The sequence below is a fragment of the Agrobacterium salinitolerans genome, assembly GCF_002008225.1.
GTDB lineage: Bacteria > Pseudomonadota > Alphaproteobacteria > Rhizobiales > Rhizobiaceae > Agrobacterium > Agrobacterium salinitolerans.
The window spans coordinates 126,988-153,571 of the sequence record NZ_MRDH01000006.1 but is presented as its reverse complement, the minus strand read 5'-3'; the positions used below and the strand labels follow the sequence as shown (position 1 = coordinate 153,571).

Here is a 26,584-nt window from a genome sequence, read left to right as displayed (position 1 = left end):
GTTTGTCGCAATTATGTTGCAATCAATCGAGCAAAATGTTCGCGGCTTGTGCTAGTTCTGTCCCATCATCCAGCCGCGGAAATAGGTGCCCGTAGGTGTCCATTGTCATCACGATCGAGGAATGCCCCATGCGCTCCTGCACCATTTTGACCGGGAGACCTAAGCCGCCATCTTCCTTTCGGTTGATAAGCCAAGAGGCGTAGAAGTGGCGCAGCGCGTGGAGGCCAGTATATTTCGCCTCGATGGCATCCCCCTCACCCACAGTCACACCAGCTCGAATCATCGCTGGTTTCAGGCCTTTGTTGACGATGTTCGCATGTGACCGAGGTTCACCGTCTGGATTGGCAAAGACTAGTTCGAAGCCCGGCGGCTGGCGGAGCTTATGTTCCTTCAGCGCTGCGATGACGACAGGGGGCACAGGGATCGTTCTTACGCCGGCCTCTGACTTTGTCGGGCCGATTTCCTTAAACTGGTCGGCGCGCTGATTGACGTGGATCTCTGCCTTTTTGAAATTAACGTCCTGCCACCGCAGGCCCCTCAATTCTGAGGAACGCATACCCGTGAAGATTGCCGTCACAAGCAACGGCCTCCAGTTGCCGTCCAGAGCGGCCACGAGCGCCTTAATCTCGCTTCTGGTGGGTATGTCCACGCCCACGACAAGCTTGCCCTTCTGGCGCTTCTCCTGCCGCCTGTCACGGCCCTTACGGCTGGATCGGATGTCCCGGATTGGATTTCGCGTTGCCAGGCCACGCTCATTCGCATCAGACAGGATCGAGCCGAGCGAGGTCAGAACCTTCTTCACCATTGCTGGCGATCGGCCGTTCTGCCTCATCGTGTCTTCGAAGTCCCTGACGGCCGGAACATTGAGGCGCGACAACAGCGTCTGGCCAATCAATGGATTGATGTGGTGCTTCAGGTGGCTTTTGCGCTGATCCATCGATGAGCGCTCAAGCCCCGCGCTTTCGCCCGAGGCGATCCACAGCGCGCCAGCCTTCTCGACAGTCACACTTGCACTGTCAGCGACGTGAACGCCTTCCCTGACCTCCACAGAGGCCGTCGCGGCGAACCGGTCGGCTTCCTTTTTTAGCTTGAATGTTTTCAGCCGGCGCTTCCCGGCAGTGTCGAAGTAGTCGACTACCCAAGCGCTCTTCGCATCGCCTTTTGGAGTTGTCCATTCGCGCTTGCGTACACTCATGCCTCACTCCGAGAGTTTAAACGGGTCGTAATTTTCTTCTGGAGCCCCCGCATCCGGGTTACTGCGAAGTTCATCCTGTTCGAACTTTGACAATGCGTGAAATTTCAAACGCTCCTCTATTTGGCGCTTTGGTATCTTTCGCATGATATCCGCCGCACCTTCGGTGTCGCCGGAACTCAATCGCTCGGCTATTTCCGACAGAGGACCACGCGGAATGATATCCATCAAATAGAAGCTGTCCCCTACAGGATGCGGCCGTTTGGGTGGCGGGACGGCGTACTTTTCATAGTTCCCTGTGAGCTCGTGAGCTTCCAACTCATCGTCACTGTAATCCATCTGAGAGTCTTTGAAGGCTTCGTGCGCTGCTTCGTCAGCTTCGGCCTTGTATGCAGCCCACAGTTCTCTGACAGACTCCCTTGTTTCCGCATCTACGCCCGTCACTCGTCCGGAGACAATTCCGTCCACGGTCTCCTTGAACCGATCGATAAAGCCGTCAAGCCGAGGATCACCACGGCCCGCACTCAAGACATTCAGCATTTTTGCAAGTTCTATTAAGCGGTCATCGACTGGCCACTGCTCCGGAAACTCTCGCTCCAAAACTCGGATAATCTCTGCATTCATGCTTCGCCCGTGTCTTTCGGCGTACGCTTTTATTCTATCGCGCAGACCATCAGGCATTCGTAACACGTATTTGTCTTGGGGCTGGATCACTGGCTTTTTGCTCATAGTGGCTACTAGCCACGAATCTCTGCTTGACGCAATAGCGGCTACTAGCCATAGTTAACTAGTGGCTACTAGCCATCACGTAAATTCACCGGAGATGAAAGAAGACCATGGCCGAGAAAAATGCCGTTGTTGACCTCGTATGGGGTGGAGAAGAAATTTCTAAAGTAATCGGGCGCACCCCAAGGGTCACCTTCAGCCTTCTTGAGAAGGGCGAGATCCCCGCAAAGAAAGTCGGCGGTCGATGGGTTGCTAGCCTTCAGAAGCTAATTGACTTTTTGGTGGAGGCAGCATGACAGGCGCCGATCATCAACACAGCGAAACAGTTATCCAGGCCGCACAATGGCTTGCCGAGCAAAACCCAGCACCGACACCGATTATTCCTAACCTGCGCGATCGCTTCGGCCTCTCGGCGCTGGAGGCGTGTGAGGCGGCGGCGCTGTCCAACAAGTACCGGATGTGGAGGCAAGCAAACGCATGAGCCACCTTCCATGGATGCAAATCTACATAGGCGACGAACTGGCAGAAACCTCTGCTTTAAGCCCAGAAGAATACGGTTGCCATATGCGTCTCCGTCTCCATCAATGGCAACACGGCGAACTCCCGACCGATGATGAGCGGTTGCGCCGCATCTGCATGGCGGATCGAGAACAATGGGCTGGCATTCGTGACGCGCTAGCACCCTTGTTTGATTGGGTTTGGCGGCATTCCAAGACTGCAGAATTGCGTCTCCAGTCTGAGGCACTTCGGCAGACGAAAGTCGAAAACGGCAAGAAAGGCGGGCGCCCACGCAAGCAGCCTGAAAACCTAAACGAAACCGAAACAAAACCTACAGGTAAAGCTAACGGTAAAGCTGATGAAAGCTAAACGAAACACCATCACCATTACCACCACCATCACCATTACAATCAAAAACACCGCCACCGGCAGCGCCACAGGCACCACCATCAATGGGGGCTTATGAAAAGGAAGGAATGGTTAAGCAGAGGGACAGTCGTGCTTTCCCAGTGCCGTCTTCAATTGAAGATGGTCGGTCATTTTTGCAGCAGCGAGGTTGCCCTGCGCATGAATTCCAGCGTCGTCTTAATACGCTGATGGATGGGGACCTGTTTCCGTTCGATATTGAGGAGTGGGACGTTGTGCAAAAGCAAGCGAGGACAAGATGAAGCAGCTTGATCTCTTTCAGTGGGCAGACAGCAAGCCATCGAATGTTATCGACGCGATGCCTGCGCTTATCCGAAAGGCCGCAATGGAGACGATCTACAACATCCCTCGGCCGAAAGGCGGCGGCGATCCGATCCCCCTCAAAAGGAGCGTGGCATGAGCAATCATCTCCCTGTTCTCGCTCAGATGGCGAATGATGCCCATGAGGCGGCAGCCGTGGCGCTTCGGTCGGCCGCACAATCCGCGAGGGAAGCCGGCTCAGCGTTGCTTGATGCGAAAGCCCTTGTGCCGCATGGTGAATGGGAATCCTGGCTAAAGGAAAACTTCAAAGGCGGATCGCGAACCGCTCAGCGCTACATGCGAGTTGCAAAGCGCTGGCCGGAGATCATGGCAAAAACGAAACGCGTGTCGGATTTGACAGTCAACGAAGCTTTGCGGGTGCTTGAAGCACGAGACGACCTCGGGGAAGCGCTGGCCCTTAAAGCCGAGGCTGAGGCGGTTTGCCACGAACTCGACGTGTTGGCGGCAGCCGTCGATACTGCTCAGGTAGCAGGCCTTCGCTTCATCATCAAGCGGACCGCCGAACTGCATGACCTTGCCGTCGATATTCGATCACGAGCAATAGTCGAGAGCGCCAGGCTGGCAAAGGAACTGGAGGGCGCAGCATGACAGCCGAACCAGTCACGATAAACGGTATTCCCGATATCAATCCAGAGGAAGGATATCCGCTCCCTGTCGATGCTGACGCGCTTCTATGGGCGATACAGGACCGGCCGACGCGCGAAGCTTATCGCAAGTGCACTGGTGAAGATGCCGGCCCCGTCCTCGATCGCTATGTGGCCTGGGCCCACGAGAACATCATCGGGGATGCCTTTTGATCAACCCCGCGCCCTCACTCCTCGATCACGACGATATCCAGCGTGGCATCGCCGGCGGCCGGAAGCTGCCAGTGCCTATGATGCCGTCTGAAATCATCAGAATCGAAACAGCAATGTACTTCGGCCAAGTCAGCGACAAGACGATACGCATTTGGGCCCGCAAAGACGGTATAGGACGGCAGGCGGAAAGACATTCTCCGCTCCAAATATCGCTGCCCGCCCTACTAATGAAGTTAGACGGGGAAGTCGAAACACTTGAACGCCTTCGCCAAGGTCAACGAACACACCCGTTGGTCGCAGTTTATTTATCGCGCGCTGTCGCGCTACTCGAAGAAATCAGGCGCCGACCTTCCAGATGATCAATGGATCGGCAGTCGGTTATTTCGCCAGTCATCTCTCTGAAGAGTGTTCAATATCGCTTGTGGGTCGTCCAATGCGGGAATCTGGATGTTCGGCGGATTGACGATTGTAGGTAACGACGTCACGCCAGTATGAGTGAAAGTGCCAGTAGGTTTCGGGTTTTCCAAGGCATCTAGGCGCTTCTCTGTTACTGACGCTAAGTTCTCAAGTCTTTTTTGAAGTTCGCCGACCCCTTCGACCGTACTTTGAGTTGCCTCATTAAGAACCTTAAGGCGCTGCAGCTCGATGGATCCATCAGTCCCAACTTTGACTGTTACAAATGGAACGAGCGCTATCAAAAAACCTGCCACCACAAGAATAGAATGGCCAACACCGATATCAATTTTCCTATGCACCAAAATCATCGCATAAAAAAATATCAAAATTCCCGCCAATGAGAACGGCCAATAAACTATAAAATTCTGAAATAAATCCATTTTCGCCCCCGCAAAAGACTCAGAAACTAGCATAGACTTCCAAATTATTCGAATTCTGCCAAGCCTCTCAGCGTGATCTTATGGTTCTCAACAAAGGAGAACCGAATGAGCAAGGAAGCCACCAGCCTGGATGATCGCATTGCCGATGCTTTCGCAGGCGAACAGACCTCCCAGACCATTGCCGCGCTACTTCAGGAAGTCCAGCAGACCAGCGCCGATGCCAAGGCCACCAGCGAGGCCGCAGAGCAACGCGCGCTCAATCCCCGCTTGCGCCCCGCCGAAGTCGAGGCAGCCCGCAAGGAAATGGAAGACGCCAATTTCCGAAGCAAGCGCATGGACGCCGCCGCCGATCAGTTGAGTGAGCTTCTCCAGACCGCAAAGAGCAACGAGGCAGCCGCTGCCCGCGCCGCCGAGTATGACGCGGCCAAAGCAGAGCGCGACCAGCTTGTGAAGGATCTGGCGGCTTACGAGAAGCACGCCTCCGCAATCGTTCAGTTGCTTGACCGGCTCGCAAAGAACAGCGACCGCCTGCAGCGCGCCAATGCTGGCCAGAGCGCCGACACGTGGCTCTACTCCGCCCAGAAGATTGCACGCGATGCCAGTTTTGAATTCGGCGTCCAGCACGATTCCCAGCTTCCGAACCTGATCGACGGCGTGCGTCTTCCGAAATTCCGCAAGAACGAAAATTCGGTGCACGGCTTCATGTGGCCGCCGGCCGCTTACTGACGAGGAACCGCATAATGCTTTTCAACCGCAAGAAAGAAGATGGCACTCATCAGCGCGTCGGTCTGAGCGATGGCGTTGAGGCAAAGGTTGCCGAGTTCGTCAAGGATTGGGCCGCTCTCCAGCGTGGGCACCGCCAGCCGGTGGCCGACCGAAAGGAAGAGCCGCTGAAGCTGCTCACTGACGCTGACGTGGCATATTTCGTCAAGGCTATGGAAGACGAGGCAGCGCTTATCGAAGCTGAGATCGAGGACGCCCGGAAACGACATATCGCTGATATCGCGCAGAAAGACGCCCAGATCGCCGCAATCAATCGCGAAATCGAAAGCAAGAAGGCGAAGCTGCAGGATCAGGATGGTGAAATTCATCGTCGCGCGCTTGCCCTTGTCGACACGAAAGACATCGCCAAAAAAATCTACCCCGCTTTTGACGCTGACAATTTCGCGAGCGCGCTCGATGTGAAACGGGAAGTCGTTCGCCGCCGATGCGGTGACGGCGCTGTGGATGGCAAGACTGAAGCCTACATCGATGAGCGCTTTGACCTCCTCGCAGCGCGCGTAAACACCGATCCGTTTGCGGTCGTGATGGCCGATGGCATCAGGCGGAATGATCCGAAGGATGCGGCCGAAAAGGCCTATCAGGATTCTGTCCAACGCCTTCGTGACGCCCACAAACAACCACCGGAGAATTGATATGCCCGCGACTGGTAACCGTCGGCATGAGGTGGCGGGAAGATGGGTTGTCTCCGCCCGAGGGCTTCCCGCCACCGCTCAACTTGAAAGGAACTGAACATGCACCTTCAGGACAAATTGACGATCGACGGCCAGCACCGCACTCGCGACGGATATCTCACGGTCAATGCCAAGGTCGCCCGGGCGAACAATGTGCAGCTTTACGCGGGCTCAGAGGTGGGCAAGCCGGAGATGCCCGTGGTTCGCGTTTTCCGGCCCGCTGACGAGGTTTTTAGCAGCGACACGATGCAGAGCTTCGCTCACCGTCCGGTGACGCTGGGGCATCCTAATCAGGCTGTGTCGGCCAACAACTGGAAAGACGTGGCAAAGGGCTGGAGCGACGGCGAAGTGGCGCGCGATGGCGAGTTTGTCCGCGTGTCCATGCTGCTGGCCGACGCCGGCACTATCAGAGAGATCGAGGACGGCACCAGAGAGCTCTCCATGGGCTACACCTGTGATCTCGACTGGACGGCTGGCGTATCGCCCTCTGGCGAGGCCTACGACGCGATTCAGCGCGGTATCCGCAGCAACCATATCGCCGTTGTCCCGGCCGCGCGTGGCGGCTCTGAACTGCGCATTGGTGACGGTGCCAACCGGAAGGAACCTCAGGCGATGACCGATGCCGAACGCCAAACGATGAAAGACAGCGTGAAAGGCATGCCGCTCGACCAGGCTGCAGCCCTGCCGCTCTATGATGGCGTGCGCGGCGTGGTGACCTCTGGAATGCCGGCGGAAAGGTATTTCGCCATCCTCGACGGCGCGGATGTAGGCACCCCGAAGGTTACCGACGACGAGGCAAAGTCCATGGCGGCTTACGACCAGATGGTGGCCGATCTGAACGGCTCCTGGCACCGCGATCGGTATTGATAACTGGTCTTCTCGCTACCGATCCTTCGAAGCTTCAAGGTGCTGCGGCTTCACTTCTGCAATTTCATACAAGTGAGCAACGAGGCACCTGCTTTCGTTGATCCTCTGGCAGTCAACAGATGCGGTCTGTCGCTGATGCCATCCTTAATCGCAATCTGCTTCTTGGCAGTGGCGAACGCTGCGACGAGAGATTCTGCGTTCTCTTTCGTCAGCATCACTTGGGCGGCGGCCAAGTTATCCCCGACTGCCCCTGTCTCTCCGGTCTGCCCAAGAAGTCTTACCCCGTCGATCGCGAATTCTATCTCGGGAGTAAGCCCCTGAAGCCGCGTATCGAATGCGAAGCCAGGTATTGCTCGGAACATAAGTCCCTTCTCGGCGGTGTCACATATTACGATCACGCCCGACCGAAGGGAGCTCATAAAATCGACGGTTACACGCTTACCGCCAGAGAAAGGATCGTCCTCTGTGTCCACTGACCATTGCTGAAAACCCGCCATTGCAGGAGCAGTGATCGAAACGAAAAACACTGCTGATAGAACCCATTTGCGCATGCATATCCCTCCAAGCCGCAAGCTTGAATTTTCATCATCACAGGTTGTGCCTGTCAACGGGATTCACCTCGCCATTCGCATATACCGTTGAGCTTGGCTAACAGTCAGCCCACTCTTTTCACGTAGCCATGGACCGAAATGACCGCGAGGCAACGAAGCCTTCATGTCGATAAGCTGTTTACCGTAGTAGGCTTTCTGCGCCTCTGACAGTCTCGTATATGGCTTTGGCGGGTTGGAAGCATGTTCACTGCGCTCACGCCTTGGCGCGCTTGAAGCGGGCGATATGAGGCGGCTATGAGCATCCCAGATTTCACGCTGCTTTTGTGTAGGCAGTTTCTTGAATTGCTGGACACTCAAGCCGAGTCCGAAGGCTGCAAATGCGATAGCACGATTGCCCCGATCCTTGATCCTCATGGCTCGGTGAAGCTGGAAAGCGTTCATGGGACGAAGCATGCCAACGTCTTCAATCTCGATCTCGGTAATCATCTGGTGCTCCAGGCAAAAAGAAAGGCCGTCACCTCGGAAGGCCGGCCAATCCTTTGCGCCAGTTCATCCGTGGTCGCTGGCGAATATATAACAGATGATGATAGGTTTGCGCAACAACATCAATTTGTGTGTTGAATTGTGTTGATAAGGTGCTACCGGCCGCCACCGGAAAGAAGCGCCATCATGTCGCGATGCTGACGCCCTATCTCGGCAATCTCCTTGCGGATTTCGATCATTTCGCAGGTGAACCGACCATGCTTATATGCACCGTTCTTGCTACCCTTTGGCGCTCCGGCGCGCGCTCCGTGGAACCGGCAAACCATCTTCCCGCGTTCCGCTGGCGCCTGGCACTGGCACTTTGTCCGCTTCGACATGGCCGAGCACCGCGGCGCGAGCTGGTAAGGATAAATCTTCTTGTCCATGGGATTGTGCACCTTTTTTGTTTCTACCCCGCCCCCCGTGGGTGACATTGCCGATGATCGCCTGACCGCCTTCGCCAACATAAACGTGCTCGACAACGACCTTTTGATTGCCGCCATTGCGATGCTTTCGCAGGGCCTCCATCTGGCTTGTGAATGTCCGCATCAGCTTGTTGACGATACGCTCATGCAGGTCCAGGAGATCGACGCGATCAGCGGTGACAAGCGATCTGGTGTGACGGAGAGACAGGACATGCACCGTGGCCATTTGGAAGGCCAGCATTGCCTCAAGGTGGTCTCTGGGCTCGATGCCGGCCACCAGAGCAATGGCAGCATTCAATTCAGCAACTTCCGCTTCCTCCCCGCGCGAGAGCGCATTAGTGATCTGTGAGATCATCGAGGTATATAGACGTTGATCGGTGATCCCTAGAGCCTTCATGACGACCGCCAACGCGACCTCTTGCCGGGGGTGCTGAAACCTCAACATCTGCGGCAGATCAGGCACCTTAATGTATTGCGGCAGGCCTTCCGGAAGTTCCATAAACTCAGCTATGGCTTCCTTCTCCGCCGGCGTCGGATCGTATTCAGGCCGCGGCCCGGCCTTGATCTGTTCGGGTGTCTCACCGGCTGCAAGGCGATCGATTGCCGTCGCAACGCGCTTCAGCTTTTCATCGTGAGAATGACCGTTATCGCTACCAGTCAGCCCTGCCCTTGTTAAGCAAGTCGTGAAATTGATGACAACGCCAGATTGACGGAATCAATCTGTTAAGCAACTTTACTTTGATTATGGCTCGGCAGGGGGAACACATGAGCACGATCGAAGAAAGCTTGCGCGCAATCGCTGAGCGGGTGAAATCGCATTCCAGCACGATGGCCACCGAGGAAGCGGTCAAGACCGCCGTCGTGTTGCCTTTCTTGCGATCGCTTGGCTATGATGTTTTCGACCCCTCCGAAGTTGTTCCCGAGTTCACTGCGGATGCTGTGGGCAAAAAGGGTGAAAAGGTCGATTACGCGATCAAGATCGACAACGAGGTGCGCATACTGATCGAGTGCAAACCCATATCAGTGGCTCTGGATAAAAAGCATCTCGATCAACTGTACCGCTATTTTAGCGTTACGAATGCGAAATTCGCCATCTTGACGAACGGGCGAACCTTCAATTTCTACACGGATCTGGAAGCGCCAAATAAACTCGATACCCGTCCCTTCTTTGTCTTCGATGTGACCGATTTCAATGCGGGCATCGTCACCGAGCTTAGGAAGTTTGAGAAGTCCGCCTTCGACGTGGATGCCATACTCGCAACGGCCGAGCGTCTCAAATACACCTCGGGAATCAAGCAGGTCATTTCCAAGCTGATTGAAGAGCCCTCCGAGGAATTTGTGCGGATCGTGTCTGCTGGAGTCTATGAGGGCCGGATGACGGCTCAGGTACGAGAAATGCTTACCGGCGTGGTTAGGACCGCGTTTCGCGAAGTGATTATGGACACCGTTAAGAGCAGGCTCTCCAGCGCCCTGGCGGACACGGAAGAAGTCATCGAGAAGATCGACGCTCCTGTGGAAGACGAGCCGGAAATCGTCACGACGGAAGAAGAACGGGAAGGCTACATGATTGTGAAAGCAATCGTGCGAGATACCATAAGTCCTGCCCGCGTGGTCATGCGCGACCAGAAATCCTATTGCGGCGTATTGATCGACAACAATAACCGTAAGCCCCTGGCACGCTTACACTTCAATCGATCGATCAAATACATTGGCCTCTTCGATGGTGAGGCGGAAGAGCGGCTCATCATCGACAGCCTTGATCAAATCTATGAGCATTCTGACAGGCTCAGAGCGACGGCAAAGAAGTACATCGATTAAGGGTCTGACAGACACCACCTGGCACGCGTAATCTTGGAGAACGTAATGAGTGTTTGGCTGCAGGTGCTACCTGCCGTTACTGGCTTTGTTGGTGCCTTGATCGGTGCCGGCGCCGCGTTGTTCGGCCAACACCTTCAGCGTCGCCATGAAATTACCCACCGTCGCCAGTCAATCGCTTTCGCCATAGCTGCTGAAATTGAGGCCTACATAGACATTGTCGATCACCGAGGCTGGGTCCCGGTCGCTGAAATGCTATTCAAGCAAGCTACCGAAGGCACGATCCCCAAAGTGGAGGGCTGGCTTTCTGATCAAGAGCAAGCGAGAGACCCTTTCCCGATTTTCACAGCAAACATGGGGAATATTGGCACGCTTGGGCAAATCACCGGCCCGCTTGCGAAGTTCTACACCCGTGTGATTGGTATTAGAACAACGGTAGCCGATATGCAGGTAGGGGCATATGACGATCTGGGCCCAGAAGGCGTAGCCCGCGTAATACGCGGCGAAATTGATCTGTGGTTAGAAACAGCTGTTCTTGGGAGAAGGCTCGTGAAGGATCTGCGCTCGCTTTAACCGCCCTGGCCTCTTGCAGTTAGGCCCGCATGACGTCTCAGGACAACTAGAGGATTCGATAGTGCCGATTTCGTATTTTGCTACCAATTCCACGACCAGAACCAGAGCGGTACAAATCTACCTAATTCTAATTGGCGCAGCCCATCGCCGAGAGATTCTAACGTACCAGATGGTCGCAGACCGCCTAGGCTATAAGGGGTCTGGCGTTTTGGATAGGCAACTCGGGCACCTGATGTACTGGTGTGACGAAAACGGGCTCCCACCCCTCACCGTTCTTGTCGTGAACAAGAAAACGGGATTGCCTGGCACCGGTTTAATACTCTCTGCCGACCTCAATGCAGACAGAGAAGCCGTCTTTCAGTTCAACTGGTACTCCATAGTTCCGCCAACGGCTGCGGAACTTCCGGAATCTTGATCCAACTTGCTATCGATAATCACCCTTATCGCGAGCAAGCCGTCAACAAATGTCAACATATGGGCTCAGCCAATTGGCAGCAAATGGCAGAAATTTGGAGTTTGGCGGAGTGCGAAATTCGTCCGGAGTTCCGGACGTTTTCTCCAAGGTTTTCATGCAGTGGTCAACATCTCGACGGCCTCGCTTGGGGTCGCGATGACGACACGCTTGAACTCCTCGCGGGCCTTGAAGCGGCGGGCAAAGTTTGCATCGGACGTGACGAAGACGTCTCGACCGTAGTTGATATGCCCCCACATCCCTTGGGCGTCGAGGAATTTGTTCCGCCACTTTACGCCGGCTGGTGTTTCAGTATCTTCGGTGCTCTGGCCGAGATCAGCGGCATGATCCGGCCAACTAGCTGGGGTGGTTGGAAAAAGGGTCTCGAATATCTGCGTTTGCAATGCCATCTGCGCATCATCTGGATAGATAGCATGATCATGGAATGTCATGCCGTAGGTACCGATTGGCCGCAGAAGCTCGACGTGGTCTAAGTTCAGATCGGCCATCCTCTGCTTGAATCCTGCGATGTTGCCGAGGTATTCGCCCGACAACTGCCGCTCTGCGGCGCTGGACGCCACCATGGCAACGCTGATCAGGCCTTTCTTGCTGGCCTCCACGAGCTTCAGAACGTCACCATGTTCAGAGCGGGTTTCGTCGGACAGGGCAATCAAGCAGTTTGTATCAAAGGTGAACGTCTTCATAGGAACCCATCCCCCGCATGATCCTTGAACCGGTCCGCTCGGCGCACATAGGTTTCCACGGTGCGCGGGTCGCGATGCCGGGTCACTTCCATGATGCGCGATATGCTCGCCCGGTTCTCTGCCGCCGAGGTAACAAAGCCAGCGCGCAGCGAGTGACCGGATAGGCTCGCCACATCGAGGCCGGCCGCGTCGGCATATTTCTTCACGATCAGCGCCACGGCTTGATCCGTCAGCGTCTCGGCCGTCAGGCGGTCACCCCGATTGAAGCGGCGGAAGATAGGGCCCGAGCTTATCCCCGCCGCCTGAAGCCACTCCTTGAGCCTGTCAGCGGGTTTCAGAGCCTTGCCGTTCAGGATGGCTACCGACTGGCCCTTCGCCTCCTGGTCGGTCTTCGATTTCGGCAAGAACACGTCCACGCCTTCTTCGCTGAACGTCAGATCCTCGACAGTGATAGCCACAAGCTCCGATCGACGGAAGGCGCCAGCGAAGCCAAGCAACAGCAATGCCCTATCACGCTTGCCCTGGAGGCTGTCAGCGTTGATCCGCGCCATCATGGCATGAATGACGTCAACCGTTGCTGGAGCCTTCTGGCGGGCCGCTGTGCCCACTGTGCGGCGTATGCCCTTCAGGATGGCCGCCACGCCCGCATTATCGGTCGGGTTATCCAGGCCAGCGCCGCGGTGAAAGAAGCGAATGGCGGCCAACTTGCGGGCGATTGTGGGCACCTTCTTCCCAGCCTCGGCCAGAGACGATGCATAGTTGGCCACGGTCGCAGGGGTGGCCGGCTGATGCGATCGGTCGCGAGCCGCACACCAGTCCTGAAAATCCTGCCAGTCGCTTCTGTAGGCCCGCATGGTGTTGCTGGATAGCGCAGCGCGGCCGTAGTCGAGCGCAGCGTCAGAGAGATCGGAGACAGAGAGATCGGAGACAGCCTCTATTCCCGGCTGTGAGGAGATCAACGTCAATGCGGACATTCAATGCTCTCCTTTTCATAGCGTGCCCCACCGGCACATTTTGGGGCTCGGGTGCCTGTATGGTGCAGGTGCCCCGAGGTATGTGTGTCATGCACGTGCAGAGGTATTCGTGTCATGCGAACACCCTGAAAGATGGCGTCAGACCTCGTCGTTCAGCTTTGCTTTCGCCGCCGAACGCTTCTTCTCCTGCATCTTCGCGCGGAAAATCGCTCCCATACTAGGACCAGATTCAGCAGCACCGATGCTCATGGCTCGGTCCAAATCGACACGATACCAAAACTTGCGCCGAGCAGTCTCGATGACTCGCGGCTGCGGATAAGAGGTACCTACCCGCTCGAGAAAATCTTCGACGTGACGCTCGCCACAATAAGCAGCTGCCATGTCGGCCATCATCCTCGGCGGCCAAGTGTCAGGCGGAAACGTCGGCGTTCTACGCACGCCCATTAGATAACCTCCGGGGTCAACTGGTAGCGACAAGCGGGTTTCTCACTACCGCTTACTTGGATGACGACATTGTCCCAAGTCCCCTGACAATGCCCGCCATCGTATAGGACAGTTCGATCATCTCCAACGAGGCCTCGGGATCACCGCATCGGAACGTTTCGCAGAGCTTTTTTGCTCGGTCGTAGGTGTCCGGAAAAAGATCCTTGTTCTTCTCCAAAAAGGACAAGCTGGCGAGTACAAATGCTCGATGGGTGTAGTTCACTTGTCTTTCCTTCACCATCTGATCCGCTACCCGCGAAACTTCCTCAATCCGTGTCAATCGGCTTGAGAAATGAGTAGCAAACGTGGCCAGAATTGCGACGACAATCACGTATAGACCGATCGCGACTCTACTCTCTCTAACGGGGAAAGGAGCAATCATGGCGATAATTGAAAGCAAGCCACTAACCACGCCGACGGTAGCTATCGAGTTTTGCCAAAGTCCGTTCATGACATCCTCACGCCTGGGCCACCTTCGACCACTTCACCGTCGCTCAAGAAGGTGACGCCAGCGTCTTCGATGATCCTCGTCACGGTGGCGACATTGCCAGCCGAACTTCTTTCTGGCCCGATCTTATCGTCCTCCATGCGACGGATCGTCGTCAGCGATAAGCCCGACTTCTCGACAAGCTCCGATTGCGACCAGTTTAACAGGGCTCGCGCGGCCCGGATTTGATTTGCTCTCAACATCAGTCCCTCTTGGCATGCCTCTATATAAACAATTTTTGCTTACACGTAAACATTTACTGTTGACCTTGGTTAACCGTTATGGTTTACGTATAAACAGAAAATGCTCATAAACAAAGGGAAATGTATCATGCCGAATACGATTCCGGCCGCTGGCGAAGCCATGCCCGCTGAAGCGCAATCCCCGAAGAAGCGGCTCGACGCCACCCTCGAAGAAGCTGGGAAAATCATCCGTGCTAATCCCAATCTGATGATTGACCAGGTTACCGCCAACAAGCACGGCGTTTACACCAAGCTTACCATTCCCGGCACCGAGGAACATCCGTGGACCAAGGCGCGCCGTCTGATGAAAGAGCTTTCGGACACACTCGCGGACTGCGACAACGCGAAATGGTCTGCTCACGTAATGCCTCCGATTCCGCCCTCGTTTAACGGGTTTGCTTCCTTCCCTATGAGGGAAACTCGCGACGAATTGCCGGTTGATCATGTCGAGCGCCTCTCGTGGGAGCTTTCCGAAGCCTTGAGCCGGTATCAGAACGGCGCTTTTCAAGCGGTGGTTCTGCCCTCCGCCTCGGCCGGTCACACTGTCATGCTGACTAAGGTCGGCGTGTTCGATCTGAGGGCAAAGGCATGAAGATCGCTGCGGCAATTCACCCCGACATTTCCCGCCAGTTGGATGGCGGGAAGGATCTGATTTCCGAAGTTGATCGCCTAGCGACCGAGCTCGCGCAAGCGATGCAGAAGATCCACGGCATGACGTGGCGCGTTCACATCCAGCATTCAGATAACGCCGCGTTCGCGATGGTGGCCCCTGCAGCCGAAAGTCGGAGGGAGGCAACATGAACCGGACTGAGATCGAATTCACTCGCGCTCGCTTGGAAGCCAAGATTGAGGAACTTGTTGCCCTGCTGGATCTTCTCGACGGTGACGAGAACATGGAACCCTATTTGGCGGACAGTGACCCGGCGGCGGGCGACCGGGAAGATGACGATGAGCGGGAACCAGAAGAAACTGACCAGAACGGCGACGAGCAGGATTGCTGCCATTCTGAGGACGAGTGGCGGCCGTACAGCGGTGATTTGAAATTCGATGGGTCTGGCAACAGCATCGCGAGTAAGATGATGCGAGATCGGAGCGGGTGTCAGGATGACGGCACCAGCCTATAAGTAAGGATGGCTGCTGATGTGATCGCGGTGCTTTTGCCAGTCATCAAAACCTTTTTCGGTGAGGCAAACGACCTCGTCCTTCAACCTTCCCCCGGCTGGTCGAATTACATCTATGTATCCGCGCGCCAAGAGTTTTTCTTCCGTCGCTGGCCCAAATGACCGTAGCTGGGTGTAGCGCAGTTTTGCGTTCGGTCCGATTGCTGCGAGAGTCTTCATCACCGCTTCCTCGTACCTGTTCAGTGGAGGTTGTATGGGCGGCGGCGGCGCATCTTCAGCCGGTGCCCAGCGAGGCTCCGTCTTCGCCGGCTTTACGCTTCCAGCGTCGATTGGCGCAACGCGAACGATCACGCCCTTGTACTCTTGCTCTACGATAACGCCACACTGCTTCGCAATTTTGGCCATCCTCAGAAGCTCTGATTTCGTCACCAACGCCTTGGTTGTCATTCCAACATCCATACCGCTTCAATCAGGTATTCGTCCGCTGAACAGTCACCACGCCTCAGGCAACGCTTGAGATGCAATGAAAGTGCGCATCTCCTCCACAGCATCGTCTTGTAAAGGTGTGACGTGAATTGATCCGTCGCGATTGAGTTTGACGATAACGCCCTTCTCTTTCGCTATGTCGGCGGCCAGGCGAATCGCCGCCTTATTCCAGTGAAATATTTCACTTCTGTCTCTCATAACGCGGTTCTCCATGTCGCAACTCATGTTGCATGGATTCGCCGTGACTAGAAGGAAGCGCCCGCAATCACGGGGAAACGGGTCGCAACACACCGCGACACGAAACCCTACAAAAAAATTGAAGTTTCGACTGCAAGCGCTTGTTTTATAAGGTGAAATTTTTGGAGGCCTCGCCCGGAATTGAACCGGGGTACAAGGATTTGCAGTCCTCTGCGTCACCACTCCGCCACGAGGCCTCACACGCTCATCAATCAAGCGATGGCGGGCATTTAGAACGAATCCATTATGGGCGCAAGAGGGTTCGTTCCGAATGTGGTGTTTTTTCGGGCCGGACCGGCACACCACAGCAGCCGAACTCCTAAGCGCTTAAGATTATGAAGCTTTTCGTATCCGCTGCATATTTCGGAACAAACAAAGCCCGCACCCGGCGCGTTTGCGCCGTTGCGGGCGATGCTGCATTTGCTGTGCCGGAAGGTCAGATTCGCCCAAGCAGAACCAGGATCAGGACGATGACCAGAACCAGTCCGAGACCGCCTGACGGGCCGTAGCCATAATTATGGTAACCCCAGCTTGGCAGTGCGCCGATGAGAAAAAGAATGAGAAGGATGACGAGGATGGTGCCGAGCATGTGTAACCCTCCACTATTGGCATATGTCCTGCATGTTTGAATGATGAAACGCGCAAAAAGTTCCCTTCTCTCTATAGCCGGCAGCATAAGGGTGGAAACGCATCCTCTTCAGTTTCAACGGGTTACACCGGAAATTCTGAAATGCTGCCTTGCCGCTCCGTCTCGGGAAATAATTCTCCGCCAAGTTAGGTCGCCACAAAAGCCCTCAGGAGCTGTGGCGGGCCGGCCTTCACCGGGATGACCAAAGCAGCGATTTATCCGAGGTGATTTCTCGGCCTATGTCTATTGACGGTTGTCCGTCATATTAATGCCAGTCACCCGTCCCCTGAAACTGGCGGGAGACGGAGAGATCCGGCATCACTGGCAGTGCGCCGGATCTCTCCCGCCCCTCCCAACAGCCCCTCATATCCCCTTCACCTTCGCAGGCACACGGATATTTTACCGGCTATCTCCTGCCTTTCGCTTGCATTGCCGGTTTCACTCCGGCTAGACCCCGGACCGGGAGGGAGAAACGAGCATCACATGTCCGGTTTTGCGAACCTCATCCCGCTTTTCATCTTTGGCCTCCTCGTCTATTTTTTCTTTCGCTGGGTCGCGCGCGACATTCAGAAACCGAAGAGCAAATAGTCGGGAAAATCGTCTCCGCCCCTCTGCCGCCGGGAACCGTCGCGCCTCGACATCGTTTTCACAGACGCACTTGGGAGGACAGGATGAAAACGCTCGTATCGTCGGCCGCTATCGCGCTTGCACTGGCGCTTGCCGGATGCACCACGGCCGGGCCGGCCGCCTATCTCGGCCCCGCGCCCTATGTCGAACCCATCCCCGGCAGCATCATCTACAGGGGCCAGCCGCGAACCAAACTGACGAAATCGCCAATCGGCAGCACTTTCACCCATGAGTTCCGCATCGACGGCAGCACGAGAGCGGTGGAAACCTACCGCATCGCGCCGGACCGCTCGCTGGAACTCATCGACCGCCGCATCATCCGCGAATGGCTGTTCGGGCGCGACGACTGACCGCACCGTAACCGGCAGAAACGCATCCGCAACGGGATTGCGCATCCTGACCGCTTGGTTTAGAGCCGGGCGCAACAACCACGATGGATAGGCGATGAATACGCGCTGGCAGAAACCCGTCCTGATCGCGTTCGAAACGCCGGGCGATTACACGAGCATCGACACCACGCAGGCCGCCTCCTGGGCGCTGATCGAGGACTGGCCGATAGAAGACGGCGATGCGCTGGACAAGGCGCTGCTGATCTGCGCCGCCGTCGATGCAGGCCGGAAAAAGCCCGAGGATGCGCGCAAGGCCTTCATCGCAGCCGCAATCGAAGCGGGCCTCGATATCAAGGCCTGACGTCGAAATAACTGGGGCCGCAGACTATAAATGCCGCCAGAAGCGCTGCGTTTTCAAAAAGACAGGTTCGATGGATCGCAACAGATGGAAGCTTCCGGAAATATGAAAAAAGCCCTGTTCATTTTTCTCCTCTCCTGCCTGGCGATCGGCCTTCTCGGCCACCTCGTGGTCGCTTTCGTCGTCACTGGCTGAAGCGTGAAAACGCCCTCCGTCGGACGGCGGAGAGGCTGGATTTGGGAATTTGCTGAATTTCATTCTTTCGTTATGGAACCGCGATAAGCTTTGCCCGTTCTCTTTTCACTCGACAGGAGGATGGTTGGAATGCGTGACGGATTGAACGGTTTTCTGGAAATCTCGATGATCGGCTTCGTGGTCGCAAGCTGCCTTTTCATGGTCAACCCACCGATTTGAGCGACCTCAAAAATCTGTCTCCGACAGAACCGGCGACTTGACGTTCCGGCATAAAAAATGCGGCCTTTTGGGCCGCATTTCTGTTTCAACACATCATCCCATCAGGCAGAAAGCTTGGCCGCCAGCTTGGCGACATGGGCACCCTGATAACGAGCGGCTTCCAGCTCGATTTCGGAAGGCTGGCGCGAACCGTCGCCATCGGTGATGGTGGAGGCGCCATAGGGCGAACCGCCCTTGATTTCATCGACGCCCATCTGGCCCTGGAAAGCATAGGGCAGGCCGACAACGGCCATGCCGTGGTGCAGGAAGGTAGGGATAAAGCCGAGAATGGTGGATTCCTGGCCACCATGCTGGGTGGCGGACGACGTGAAGGCCGAGCCGACCTTGCCGACCAGCTTGCCACTGAACCACAGGCCGCCTGTCTGGTCCCAGAAATTGCGCATCTGCGAGGCGACCGTGCCAAAACGTGTGCCGGCGCCGACGATGATGGCGTCGTAATCCGCCAGTTCGTCCACCGTCGCCACCGGGGCCGGCTGATCCAGCTTGAAATGGGAGGACTTTGCAACTTCTTCCGGAACGAGTTCGGGAACGCGCTTCACCACGGCTTCCGCGCCGGTGGACTTCACGCCCTCGGCAACCGCATAAGCCATTTTCTCGATATGGCCGTAAGAGGAGTAATAAAGTACCAGAACCTTCGTCATTCTCTTCGTTTCCTTTGCTGGAACTGTTTCCGGCGTACCGGCGACAAGCTTCTTTAAAAACTCGATGATCATCGGCTTTGACCTGTAAAAAGCGTATGACAAAAAGGTAGCGGACGGATCGGTCTGCCGCCAGCCGGGGATTGGCATACGCACTGTTCACGATGAGTGAACGCTCCGAGTCATCGTCAACCAATCCCCCTTCTGCGTTTCTTCAAAACCGCTTTGCATTCGCGCTGGCGCGGCGTTAACGTCGGGTGAAACAGATGACGAGTGCAATCATGTCCAATCCCTCCTCCGCTCAATCCGTCGTGACCGCCGCCATGCTCGCCATTGGCGACGAACTGCTTTCGGGCCGCACCAAAGACAAGAATATCGGCCACCTCGCGGATGTCCTCACCATGTCCGGCATCGACCTGAAGGAAGTACGCATCGTCTCCGACGAGGAGGAAGCGATCGTGGAAGCACTGAACGCACTGCGCAGCCGCTATGATTATGTCTTCACCTCGGGCGGCATCGGCCCGACCCATGACGACATCACGGCAGATGCGGTCTCTGCGGCGTTCGGCCTGCCCTGCGAGCACGATACCGAGGCGCTGCGCCTGCTGGGTGATATGTATCGCGTCCGCGAGATGGAGTTCACCGAGGCGAGGAAGCGCATGGCGCGCATGCCGAGAGGTGCGGCCCATATCGCCAATCCCGTTTCCGTCGCTCCCGGCTTTGTCATCGGCAATGTCTATGTCATGGCCGGCGTGCCGCAGGTGTTTCAGGCCATGCTGGACAATGTCATGCCAACCCTGCGCACCGGCGCCAAGGTCATGTCGCAGGCGGTGCGCTCGCCCTATGGCGAAGGCGATATCGGCACGCCGCTGACAGCCATCCAAAAGGCCCATCCCGAAACCAGCATCGGCTCCTATCCGAAATATGACGGGCAGCGCTTCTCAACCGAAATCGTCGTGCGCGCCCGCGACGCTGGCGTATTGAAGGCAGCAGCAGACGCGGTTGCCGCCATGATCGAAGCGATCGGCCAGGAAAAACAGCTGGCCGCAAGCAAGGGCGATGCAACCGCCTGAGGGAGAAATTTCAAAGGCGTCGAGTTGACCAAAATCAAGGTGGCCATCGGCAAAGACGGCCATTCTGCGCACAGCAACCAGATGTCACCGAGGAGAGAGAAAATGGGTTACAAGACGATACTGGCAGTGGTCGACAATGTTTCGAACACACAGAAGCTCGGCGAATTCGTGGTGAGCCTTGCCGACCAGTTTTCCTCGCATGTGATCGGCCTTCACATGGAAACGCTGGCGGCCGTTCCGCTGGTCGCGCCGATGGAAATTCCCGACCCCGCCACCGTGCAGGCGCTGCAGGACGTAGCGCACAAGGAAACCACCGATGTCGGCGCGCTTTTCGAGCGCACGCTGTCGGCCAACGGCATCTCGCATGAATGGCGCAGCTTCGTCACCTCGGTCGGTTACGCTTCCGCCTCCGCCATCGACAGCGCCCGCTGCGCCGACCTCATTATCGCGCGCCAGAGCAGTTCCTCGGCGCTATCGGACAGCCGCTCGGATATTGACGGTTTCCTTTATGAAAGCGGCCGCCCCGTTCTCCTCGTGCCGCATGTGCTGACCGTTGCCAAACCGATCAAGCGCGTCCTGATTGCCTGGAACGGCTCGCGCGAGGCGACCCGCGCCACCTTCGACGCCCTGCCCTTCCTCAAAGCGGCCGACAGCGTCGAAATTTTCTCCGTTGATCAGGCGGAAAGCGAAACGCAGTCATCAGGCCTTGCCGGTGCGGAACTCGCCGCCACGCTTGCCCGCCACGGTGTCAACGTCACGGTCACCTCGCAGGAAAAGATCGCCGGCATCTCACCACAGGCGGCTATCGAAAACCGTCTATCGGATAACAGCATCGACCTTCTGGTCATGGGTGCTTACGGCCATTCCCGCTGGTGGGAACTGCTGTTTGGCGGCGTCACCCGTACACTGCTCGATTCCATGACGGCGATGACGCTGCTGTCGCGTTGAAAATGGATGGGGCGCGGATACCCCCTCAACATCCGACATGAAGCGGGCGATTGCCGCTTGGTTCTTCTCCCCGCCGGGGAGAAGTCCGCGGCAGCGGGATGAGGGGGCAAGCCCTCCGCATATCTCTACCGTTGCCCCTTCATCCGGCCCTTCGGGCCACCTTCTCCCCCGTGGGGAGAAGAACCAAGCCGCAATCTCCCGCACTCACCTTTTTGCGGAACTCTTGCCTTTTTGCCGGTCTTGCGGCTATTAGCCAAAGCCATCGACAATTTTGACCAGATGGTAGACGACATGTCCCTTCCCGATAAAGCCTTTCCCGTTTCCTGGGACCAGTTCCACCGCGACGCCCGTGCGCTTGCCTGGCGTCTTGCCGGTCTCGACAAAGAGTTCCGGGCAATCGTCTGCATCACCCGCGGCGGCCTCGTTCCGGCGGCGATCATTTCGCGCGAGCTCAACATCCGCATGATCGACACGGTCTGCATCGCCACCCGTCATGACTATGTCAACCAGGGCGACACGGTTCTCCTGAAGGGCGTGGCCCCCGAGCTGACGAGCGACGCCGGCGAAGGCGTGCTTGTTGTCGACGATCTGACCGACACCGGCAAGACGGCGCTGGAAGTACGCGAAATGTTGCCGAAGGCGCATTTTGCCTGCGTTTACGCCAAGCCGAAGGGCGTGCCGACCATTGACACTTTCGTCACTGAAGTGAGCCAGGACACCTGGATTTATTTTCCCTGGGACATGGGCTTCACCTATCAGGAGCCGATCGCCAAGGGATCGCGCGGCTGATTGCTGCCCTCATTCAAAATCGCACATGAAAAGCCGCCCCTTCGTGGGCGGTTTTTTGTGGAGAAACGTCTTTTTTGAAAGCTGCGGAAAACACGGAAAAACCGCAGTGTCGCCATTATGCCTCACCCCGGAAATGCAGGGTTTTACCTTTCCGTTGCGGAAACCAGCCTCGCGCAAGCTTCAAACCTTCCCGCCAAGTCACTGATTTTTCTACTAGCTTTTCCTATCCCCGTTTTCCACAGGCACTCCACACAATATCTTGTGGTTAAAAATGGGTTTCAATCTATGGCTTGACGAATCTGTGCCGCGAGAGGAAAGTGACACTTATGTTGCGGCGGCAACGGACCGGAAAGTAACGAGGCCGGTTCTTCTCCATCTTCAGCGCGCATGTCCAAACGGCGTCCCGGCCATGAAGGGGCGGCTCGCCGGTGGTTTTTCTGCGCCTTGTGGAACCGCCAAAAACATGAGGCGGGGACTGGCAGCAAGAATGTGTTAATACTATATATAGTAGGCTTGCAGCCATCTTAAACACGAGATACAGGGATGACATCCAAGGATGAGCATCTCTATCAGATCGGCAAAACCCGGCTGCGCGAAGGCATCGCACGGCTGGAACGGATTTTTGCGCCCTTCACCGGGCGCCCAATGGACGAGGACACAAACCCATGCGCATTGAACGCCGCTTCACGAAGCCCGGCCAATCGCCTTATGCGGAGATCGACTTCCGCAAGGCCGTCAGTGAAATCAAGAACCCGGATGGATCCATCGTGTTCCGTCTGGCGGACATCGACGTTCCCGCGCAGTTCAGCCAGGTTGCGACCGACGTTCTGGCGCAGAAATATTTCCGCAAGGCCGGCGTGCCGAAGTTCCTGAAGAAGGTCGAGGAAAACGACGTTCCTTCCTTCCTGTGGCGCTCCGTTGCCGATGAAAAGGCGCTGAAGGACGTGCCGGAAGCCGAACGTTTCGGCTCCGAGACCGATGCGCGCCAGGTTTTCGACCGTCTGGCCGGCACCTGGGCCTATTGGGGCTGGAAGGGCAAATATTTCTCGTCCGAAGAAGATGCGCTGGCCTTCCGCGACGAGCTTGCCTATATGCTCGCAACCCAGCGTGTTGCCCCGAACTCCCCACAATGGTTCAACACCGGCCTGCACTGGGCCTATGGTATCGATGGCCCCGGCCAGGGCCACTTCTATGTCGACCCCTTCACGGGCAAGCTGACCAAGTCCAAATCCGCTTACGAACATCCGCAGCCGCATGCCTGCTTCATCCAGTCCGTTGAGGACGACCTCGTTAATGAAGGCGGCATCATGGACCTGTGGGTGCGTGAAGCGCGCCTGTTCAAATACGGCTCCGGCACCGGCTCCAACTTCTCCTATCTGCGCGGCGAAGGCGAAAAGCTTTCCGGCGGCGGCAAATCCTCCGGCCTGATGAGCTTTCTCAAGATCGGCGACCGCGCAGCCGGCGCCATCAAGTCCGGCGGCACGACCCGTCGTGCGGCCAAGATGGTGGTCGTTGATGCCGACCATCCCGATATCGAAGCCTATATCGACTGGAAGGTGAACGAGGAGCAGAAGGTTGCCGCTCTCGTCACCGGTTCCAAGATCGTCGCCAAGCACCTGAAGGCGATCATGAAGGCCTGCGTCAACTGCGAGGCCGACAATGGCGATTGCTTCGACCCGGCCAAGAACCCTGCCCTGAAGCGCGAAATCCGCGCTGCCAAGAAGGACATGGTGCCGGAAAACTACGTCAAGCGCGTCATTCAGTTCGCCGAGCAGGGTTACAAGGACATCCAGTTCAAGACCTATGACACGGACTGGGATTCGGAAGCCTACCTCACGGTATCAGGCCAGAACTCCAACAACTCCGTCTCGCTGAAGGATGACTTCCTGCGCGCTGTCGAAAATGACGGTGACTGGAACCTGACCGCCCGCAAGGACGGCAAGGTCATGAAGACGCTGAAGGCCCGCGATCTCTGGGAAAAAATTTCCCACGCCGCCTGGGCATCCGCCGATCCGGGCCTGCACTTCAACACCACCATGAACGACTGGCACACCTCGCCGGCCGAAGGCCCGATCCGCGCTTCCAATCCGTGCTCGGAATATATGTTCCTTGACGACACGGCCTGCAACCTTGCCTCGCTGAACCTGCTGCAGTTCAAGGATGCCAAGACGAAGCGCATCGACATCGCCGATTACGAACATGCCGTTCGCCTGTGGACCGTCGTTCTCGAAGTCTCGGTCATGATGGCGCAGTTCCCGTCGCGCCAGATTGCCGAACGCTCCTATGAATACCGGACGCTCGGCCTCGGTTACGCCAATATCGGCGGTCTCTTGATGTCCTCCGGCATTCCCTATGACAGCGACGAAGGCCGCGCCATTGCCGGTGCACTGACCGCCATCATGACCGGCGTTTCCTACGCAACCTCGGCTGAAATGGCCGGCGAGCTTGGCCCGTTCCCGAGCTTTGCGCCGAACCGCGACAACATGCTGCGCGTCATCCGCAACCACCGCCGCGCCGCCCATGGCCTGTCGGATGGTTATGAGGGCCTGTCGGTCAATCCGGTCGCGCTTATTCATGCCGATTGCACGGATCAGGACCTGATCACCCACGCGACAGCCGCCTGGGACAAGGCGCTGGAACTTGGCGAAAAGCACGGCTATCGCAACGCCCAGACGACCGTTATCGCGCCAACAGGCACGATCGGCCTCGTCATGGATTGCGACACGACCGGTATCGAGCCGGACTTCGCGCTGGTGAAATTCAAGAAGCTCGCCGGTGGCGGTTACTTCAAGATCATCAACCGGGCTGTTCCGGAGGCGCTGCGTTCGCTCGGTTATTCCGAAAGCCAGATCGCCGAGATCGAGGCCTATGCCGTCGGCCATGGCAATCTCAACCAGGCGCCGGCCATCAACCCCTCGACGCTGAAGGCCAAGGGCTTCACCGATGAGAAGATCGAAGCCGTCAACGGCGCGCTGAAGAGCGCCTTCGACATCAAATTCGTCTTCAACCAGTGGACGCTCGGCGCCGACTTCCTCAAGGAAACGCTGAAAGTTTCCGACGAGCAGCTCTCCGACATGAGCTTCAACCTGCTCGAGCACCTCGGCTTCGGCAAAAAGGACATCGAAGCGGCGAACGTGCACGTCTGCGGCGCGATGACGCTGGAAGGCGCACCGTTCCTCAAGAACGAGCACCTGCCCGTCTTCGATTGCGCCAACCCCTGCGGCAAGATCGGCAAACGTTACCTCTCGGTCGAATCGCATATCCGCATGATGGCGGCGGCTCAGCCCTTCATCTCCGGCGCGATCTCCAAGACGATCAACATGCCGAACGATGCGACGGTGGAAGATTGCGGCGCAGCCTACATGCTGTCCTGGAAGCTGGCGCTGAAGGCCAACGCCCTTTACCGCGATGGCTCCAAGCTTTCCCAGCCGCTCAATGCTTCGCTGGTGGAAGACGAGGACGAAGAAGACCTGATCGAAGAGCTGATCCAGCAGCCCGCCGCACAGCAGGCCGTGACGATCACCGAAAAGATCGTCGAACGGGTCATCGAGCGTGTCTCGCGCGAGCGTGAAAAGCTGCCGAACCGCCGTCAGGGTTACACCCAGAAGGCAACTGTGGGCGGTCACAAGGTCTATCTGCGCACCGGTGAATTCGGTGACGGCCGCATCGGCGAAATCTTCATCGATATGCACAAGGAAGGCGCGGCTTTCCGTGCGATGATGAACAACTTCGCCATCGCCATTTCGCTCGGCCTGCAATATGGCGTGCCGCTGGAAGAATATGTGGAGGCATTCACCTTCACCAAGTTCGAACCGGCCGGCATGGTGCAGGGCAATGACGCGATCAAGAACGCCACCTCGATCCTCGACTACGTGTTCCGCGAACTCGCCGTCTCCTATCTCGGCCGTCACGACCTCGCTCATGTCGATACGTCTGACTTCTCCAACACGGCACTCGGCAAGGGCATCCAGGAAGGCAAGACCAACCTGCTCTCCACCGGCTGGACACGCGGTTACAAGCCGACGCTGGTTTCCAGCAACGAGGGCGAACGCGCCGCCTCCGAACCCAAGGGTTCGGCAACGGCAACCCCTGCCCGCGCCTCGGCCAACGTCACCTCCTTTGCAGGCTCCGCCGCCCGCAAGCTGGAACCAACGGTCTCCATCGCAACCTCCGAAATCGTCTCCTTCAAGCGGGACTATGAAGAGCGCGCCAAGGAACTGGCCGAAGAAATCGCCGAAGAAGTGATCGACGAGGTCGTCCAGGAAGCCCAGCAGACCGCCACCGCCCTCTTCTCCGACAAGGCCGCCGCAGACGCTGCCTCGGCCAAGACGGAGGCCAAGAAGGTCGAAAACGAACGCCGCATGCGCTCGATTGCACAGGGCTACACGGGCAACATGTGCTCGGAATGCCAGAACTTCACAATGGTGCGGAACGGCACTTGCGAGAAGTGCGATACTTGTGGTGCGACGAGCGGTTGCTCTTAACTAAAAAAACATTTGGAAAGGGCCGCGTCGCGGCCCTTTTTTGTTTGA

Annotated in this window: 37 protein-coding genes and 1 tRNA gene; 21 read left to right on the top strand and 17 right to left on the bottom strand. The window is 56.8% G+C overall.

The window, feature by feature from the left end:
- Window positions 1-22 precede the first annotated feature (22 nt).
- Window positions 23-1,195, bottom strand: a complete 1,173-nt coding sequence (locus BS627_RS04840; RefSeq protein ID WP_077982142.1) for a tyrosine-type recombinase/integrase — start codon at window positions 1,193-1,195, stop codon at window positions 23-25.
- A gap of 3 nt (window positions 1,196-1,198) precedes the next feature.
- Window positions 1,199-1,921 (bottom strand): Arc family DNA-binding protein, encoded by a 723-nt coding sequence (locus BS627_RS04835; RefSeq protein WP_077982140.1) that lies wholly within the window; start codon window positions 1,919-1,921, stop codon window positions 1,199-1,201.
- A 107-nt stretch (window positions 1,922-2,028) separates the two neighbouring features.
- On the opposite strand from BS627_RS04835, the gene BS627_RS04830 reads away from it, so the two are divergent.
- The 6 genes from BS627_RS04830 (at window position 2,029) to BS627_RS04805 (ending at window position 3,960) form a co-directional block, all read left to right on the top strand.
- The gene (locus tag BS627_RS04830) at window positions 2,029-2,214 is read left to right on the top strand and encodes a hypothetical protein (protein WP_077982139.1); all 186 of its coding nucleotides are present in this window, start codon (window positions 2,029-2,031) and stop codon (window positions 2,212-2,214) included.
- Window positions 2,211-2,399 carry a hypothetical protein gene (locus BS627_RS04825; RefSeq protein WP_077982137.1) on the top strand — a complete coding sequence of 63 codons (189 nt, stop codon included), beginning with the start codon at window positions 2,211-2,213 and terminating at the stop codon, window positions 2,397-2,399. The genes BS627_RS04830 and BS627_RS04825 overlap by 4 nt, the downstream gene beginning before the upstream one ends.
- The gene (locus BS627_RS04820; RefSeq protein WP_077982136.1) at window positions 2,396-2,785 is read left to right on the top strand and encodes a DUF1376 domain-containing protein; all 390 of its coding nucleotides are present in this window, start codon (window positions 2,396-2,398) and stop codon (window positions 2,783-2,785) included. The genes BS627_RS04825 and BS627_RS04820 overlap by 4 nt, the downstream gene beginning before the upstream one ends.
- Window positions 2,786-3,080: 295 nt before the next feature.
- Entirely contained in the window at window positions 3,081-3,242 is a 162-nt protein-coding gene (locus tag BS627_RS24465) for a hypothetical protein (RefSeq protein ID WP_165691131.1), read from the top strand.
- Complete coding sequence (locus BS627_RS04810) at window positions 3,239-3,751, top strand: DUF3102 domain-containing protein (RefSeq protein WP_077982134.1); 513 nt, start codon at window positions 3,239-3,241, stop codon at window positions 3,749-3,751. Before BS627_RS24465 ends, BS627_RS04810 begins: the two co-directional genes overlap by 4 nt.
- On the top strand, window positions 3,748-3,960 hold the full coding sequence (locus tag BS627_RS04805) for a hypothetical protein (RefSeq protein ID WP_245307013.1): 213 nt from the start codon (window positions 3,748-3,750) through the stop codon (window positions 3,958-3,960). The genes BS627_RS04810 and BS627_RS04805 overlap by 4 nt, the downstream gene beginning before the upstream one ends.
- A 14-nt stretch (window positions 3,961-3,974) precedes the next feature.
- Here BS627_RS04805 and BS627_RS04800 read toward each other — a convergent pair whose 3' ends face one another.
- Together BS627_RS04800 and BS627_RS04795 are read right to left on the bottom strand one after the other, a co-directional pair.
- Window positions 3,975-4,154 (bottom strand): hypothetical protein, encoded by a 180-nt coding sequence (locus tag BS627_RS04800; RefSeq protein WP_077982133.1) that lies wholly within the window; start codon window positions 4,152-4,154, stop codon window positions 3,975-3,977.
- A 165-nt stretch (window positions 4,155-4,319) separates the two neighbouring features.
- Window positions 4,320-4,796, bottom strand: coding sequence for a hypothetical protein (locus tag BS627_RS04795; RefSeq protein WP_131829408.1), 477 nt, complete (start codon window positions 4,794-4,796; stop codon window positions 4,320-4,322).
- A gap of 105 nt (window positions 4,797-4,901) precedes the next feature.
- On the opposite strand from BS627_RS04795, the gene BS627_RS04790 reads away from it, so the two are divergent.
- The 3 genes from BS627_RS04790 to BS627_RS04780 all read left to right on the top strand — a co-directional run bounded on the left by BS627_RS04790 (window position 4,902) and on the right by BS627_RS04780 (window position 7,117).
- Window positions 4,902-5,522 carry a hypothetical protein gene (locus BS627_RS04790; RefSeq protein WP_077982131.1) on the top strand — a complete coding sequence of 207 codons (621 nt, stop codon included), beginning with the start codon at window positions 4,902-4,904 and terminating at the stop codon, window positions 5,520-5,522.
- Window positions 5,523-5,536: 14 nt separating this feature from the next.
- Complete coding sequence (locus tag BS627_RS04785) at window positions 5,537-6,211, top strand: hypothetical protein (RefSeq protein WP_131829407.1); 675 nt, start codon at window positions 5,537-5,539, stop codon at window positions 6,209-6,211.
- A 99-nt stretch (window positions 6,212-6,310) separates the two neighbouring features.
- Window positions 6,311-7,117 (top strand): DUF2213 domain-containing protein, encoded by an 807-nt coding sequence (locus BS627_RS04780; RefSeq protein ID WP_077982129.1) that lies wholly within the window; start codon window positions 6,311-6,313, stop codon window positions 7,115-7,117.
- Between the two features lie 50 nt (window positions 7,118-7,167).
- Here the strand turns inward: BS627_RS04780 and BS627_RS04775 are convergent, their stop codons facing one another.
- Entirely contained in the window at window positions 7,168-7,668 is a 501-nt protein-coding gene (locus BS627_RS04775; RefSeq protein WP_131829406.1) for a hypothetical protein, read from the bottom strand.
- Between the two features lie 294 nt (window positions 7,669-7,962).
- On the opposite strand from BS627_RS04775, the gene BS627_RS24460 reads away from it, so the two are divergent.
- Window positions 7,963-8,289: a hypothetical protein gene (locus BS627_RS24460; RefSeq protein WP_165691130.1), complete on the top strand. Its 327-nt coding sequence runs from the start codon at window positions 7,963-7,965 to the stop codon at window positions 8,287-8,289.
- 141 nt (window positions 8,290-8,430) lie between these two features.
- Here BS627_RS24460 and BS627_RS04765 read toward each other — a convergent pair whose 3' ends face one another.
- On the bottom strand, window positions 8,431-9,114 hold the full coding sequence (locus BS627_RS04765; protein WP_245307011.1) for a hypothetical protein: 684 nt from the start codon (window positions 9,112-9,114) through the stop codon (window positions 8,431-8,433).
- Window positions 9,115-9,380: 266 nt separating this feature from the next.
- Here BS627_RS04765 and BS627_RS04760 point away from each other — a divergent pair, with 266 nt between their 5' ends.
- Together BS627_RS04760 and BS627_RS04755 are read left to right on the top strand one after the other, a co-directional pair.
- Window positions 9,381-10,433 (top strand): type I restriction endonuclease, encoded by a 1,053-nt coding sequence (locus tag BS627_RS04760; protein WP_077982125.1) that lies wholly within the window; start codon window positions 9,381-9,383, stop codon window positions 10,431-10,433.
- Between the two features lie 45 nt (window positions 10,434-10,478).
- On the top strand, window positions 10,479-11,003 hold the full coding sequence (locus BS627_RS04755) for a hypothetical protein (protein ID WP_077982124.1): 525 nt from the start codon (window positions 10,479-10,481) through the stop codon (window positions 11,001-11,003).
- A 567-nt stretch (window positions 11,004-11,570) separates the two neighbouring features.
- Here BS627_RS04755 and BS627_RS04745 read toward each other — a convergent pair.
- The 5 genes from BS627_RS04745 to BS627_RS04725 all read right to left on the bottom strand — a co-directional run bounded on the left by BS627_RS04745 (window position 11,571) and on the right by BS627_RS04725 (window position 14,305).
- Window positions 11,571-12,158 carry a hypothetical protein gene (locus tag BS627_RS04745; RefSeq protein WP_077982123.1) on the bottom strand — a complete coding sequence of 196 codons (588 nt, stop codon included), beginning with the start codon at window positions 12,156-12,158 and terminating at the stop codon, window positions 11,571-11,573.
- Complete coding sequence (locus BS627_RS04740; protein WP_077982122.1) at window positions 12,155-13,132, bottom strand: site-specific integrase; 978 nt, start codon at window positions 13,130-13,132, stop codon at window positions 12,155-12,157. The genes BS627_RS04745 and BS627_RS04740 overlap by 4 nt, the downstream gene beginning before the upstream one ends.
- Window positions 13,133-13,270: 138 nt before the next feature.
- Window positions 13,271-13,513, bottom strand: coding sequence for a hypothetical protein (locus BS627_RS04735; protein ID WP_245307009.1), 243 nt, complete (start codon window positions 13,511-13,513; stop codon window positions 13,271-13,273).
- Window positions 13,514-13,628: 115 nt separating this feature from the next.
- Window positions 13,629-14,066: a hypothetical protein gene (locus tag BS627_RS04730; RefSeq protein ID WP_077982120.1), complete on the bottom strand. Its 438-nt coding sequence runs from the start codon at window positions 14,064-14,066 to the stop codon at window positions 13,629-13,631.
- Window positions 14,063-14,305, bottom strand: coding sequence for a helix-turn-helix domain-containing protein (locus tag BS627_RS04725; protein ID WP_077982119.1), 243 nt, complete (start codon window positions 14,303-14,305; stop codon window positions 14,063-14,065). Before BS627_RS04725 ends, BS627_RS04730 begins: the two co-directional genes overlap by 4 nt.
- Window positions 14,306-14,432: 127 nt before the next feature.
- Here BS627_RS04725 and BS627_RS04720 point away from each other — a divergent pair, with 127 nt between their 5' ends.
- From BS627_RS04720 to BS627_RS24105, 3 genes are read left to right on the top strand one after another with little or no spacing between them, the layout of a single operon-like run.
- Entirely contained in the window at window positions 14,433-14,936 is a 504-nt protein-coding gene (locus BS627_RS04720) for a hypothetical protein (RefSeq protein WP_131829405.1), read from the top strand.
- Complete coding sequence (locus tag BS627_RS04715) at window positions 14,933-15,145, top strand: hypothetical protein (protein WP_077982117.1); 213 nt, start codon at window positions 14,933-14,935, stop codon at window positions 15,143-15,145. The genes BS627_RS04720 and BS627_RS04715 overlap by 4 nt, the downstream gene beginning before the upstream one ends.
- Window positions 15,142-15,468 carry a hypothetical protein gene (locus tag BS627_RS24105; RefSeq protein WP_193600480.1) on the top strand — a complete coding sequence of 109 codons (327 nt, stop codon included), beginning with the start codon at window positions 15,142-15,144 and terminating at the stop codon, window positions 15,466-15,468. Before BS627_RS04715 ends, BS627_RS24105 begins: the two co-directional genes overlap by 4 nt.
- Here the strand turns inward: BS627_RS24105 and BS627_RS04705 are convergent.
- The 4 genes from BS627_RS04705 to BS627_RS04690 all read right to left on the bottom strand — a co-directional run bounded on the left by BS627_RS04705 (window position 15,463) and on the right by BS627_RS04690 (window position 16,777).
- Window positions 15,463-15,912 (bottom strand): hypothetical protein, encoded by a 450-nt coding sequence (locus BS627_RS04705; protein WP_131829404.1) that lies wholly within the window; start codon window positions 15,910-15,912, stop codon window positions 15,463-15,465. The genes BS627_RS24105 and BS627_RS04705 overlap by 6 nt on opposite strands.
- A 45-nt stretch (window positions 15,913-15,957) precedes the next feature.
- Window positions 15,958-16,164 (bottom strand): hypothetical protein, encoded by a 207-nt coding sequence (locus BS627_RS04700; RefSeq protein ID WP_131829403.1) that lies wholly within the window; start codon window positions 16,162-16,164, stop codon window positions 15,958-15,960.
- A gap of 147 nt (window positions 16,165-16,311) precedes the next feature.
- A tRNA-Cys gene (locus tag BS627_RS04695) sits at window positions 16,312-16,385 on the bottom strand.
- A gap of 239 nt (window positions 16,386-16,624) precedes the next feature.
- Entirely contained in the window at window positions 16,625-16,777 is a 153-nt protein-coding gene (locus BS627_RS04690; RefSeq protein ID WP_003495626.1) for a DUF3309 family protein, read from the bottom strand.
- Window positions 16,778-17,487: 710 nt separating this feature from the next.
- Between BS627_RS04690 and BS627_RS04685 the strand changes: the two genes are divergently transcribed.
- On the top strand, window positions 17,488-17,793 hold the full coding sequence (locus BS627_RS04685) for a hypothetical protein (RefSeq protein WP_077982113.1): 306 nt from the start codon (window positions 17,488-17,490) through the stop codon (window positions 17,791-17,793).
- Between the two features lie 94 nt (window positions 17,794-17,887).
- On the top strand, window positions 17,888-18,133 hold the full coding sequence (locus BS627_RS04680) for a DUF982 domain-containing protein (RefSeq protein ID WP_003523370.1): 246 nt from the start codon (window positions 17,888-17,890) through the stop codon (window positions 18,131-18,133).
- A gap of 24 nt (window positions 18,134-18,157) precedes the next feature.
- Here BS627_RS04680 and BS627_RS23860 read toward each other — a convergent pair whose 3' ends face one another.
- Both BS627_RS23860 and wrbA read right to left on the bottom strand, forming a co-directional pair.
- Window positions 18,158-18,388, bottom strand: coding sequence for a hypothetical protein (locus BS627_RS23860; protein WP_089153213.1), 231 nt, complete (start codon window positions 18,386-18,388; stop codon window positions 18,158-18,160).
- A 257-nt stretch (window positions 18,389-18,645) separates the two neighbouring features.
- Window positions 18,646-19,245 (bottom strand): NAD(P)H:quinone oxidoreductase type IV, encoded by a 600-nt coding sequence (gene wrbA / locus BS627_RS04675; RefSeq protein WP_003509751.1) that lies wholly within the window; start codon window positions 19,243-19,245, stop codon window positions 18,646-18,648.
- A 278-nt stretch (window positions 19,246-19,523) separates the two neighbouring features.
- On the opposite strand from wrbA, the gene BS627_RS04670 reads away from it, so the two are divergent.
- The 4 genes from BS627_RS04670 (at window position 19,524) to BS627_RS04655 (ending at window position 26,536) form a co-directional block, all read left to right on the top strand.
- On the top strand, window positions 19,524-20,315 hold the full coding sequence (locus tag BS627_RS04670; RefSeq protein ID WP_077982894.1) for a competence/damage-inducible protein A: 792 nt from the start codon (window positions 19,524-19,526) through the stop codon (window positions 20,313-20,315).
- Between the two features lie 102 nt (window positions 20,316-20,417).
- Window positions 20,418-21,263, top strand: coding sequence for a universal stress protein (locus tag BS627_RS04665; RefSeq protein WP_077982893.1), 846 nt, complete (start codon window positions 20,418-20,420; stop codon window positions 21,261-21,263).
- Between the two features lie 291 nt (window positions 21,264-21,554).
- On the top strand, window positions 21,555-22,052 hold the full coding sequence (gene gpt / locus BS627_RS04660) for a xanthine phosphoribosyltransferase (RefSeq protein ID WP_060724333.1): 498 nt from the start codon (window positions 21,555-21,557) through the stop codon (window positions 22,050-22,052).
- 665 nt (window positions 22,053-22,717) lie between these two features.
- Complete coding sequence (locus BS627_RS04655; protein WP_077982112.1) at window positions 22,718-26,536, top strand: vitamin B12-dependent ribonucleotide reductase; 3,819 nt, start codon at window positions 22,718-22,720, stop codon at window positions 26,534-26,536.
- Window positions 26,537-26,584: the final 48 nt, after the last annotated feature.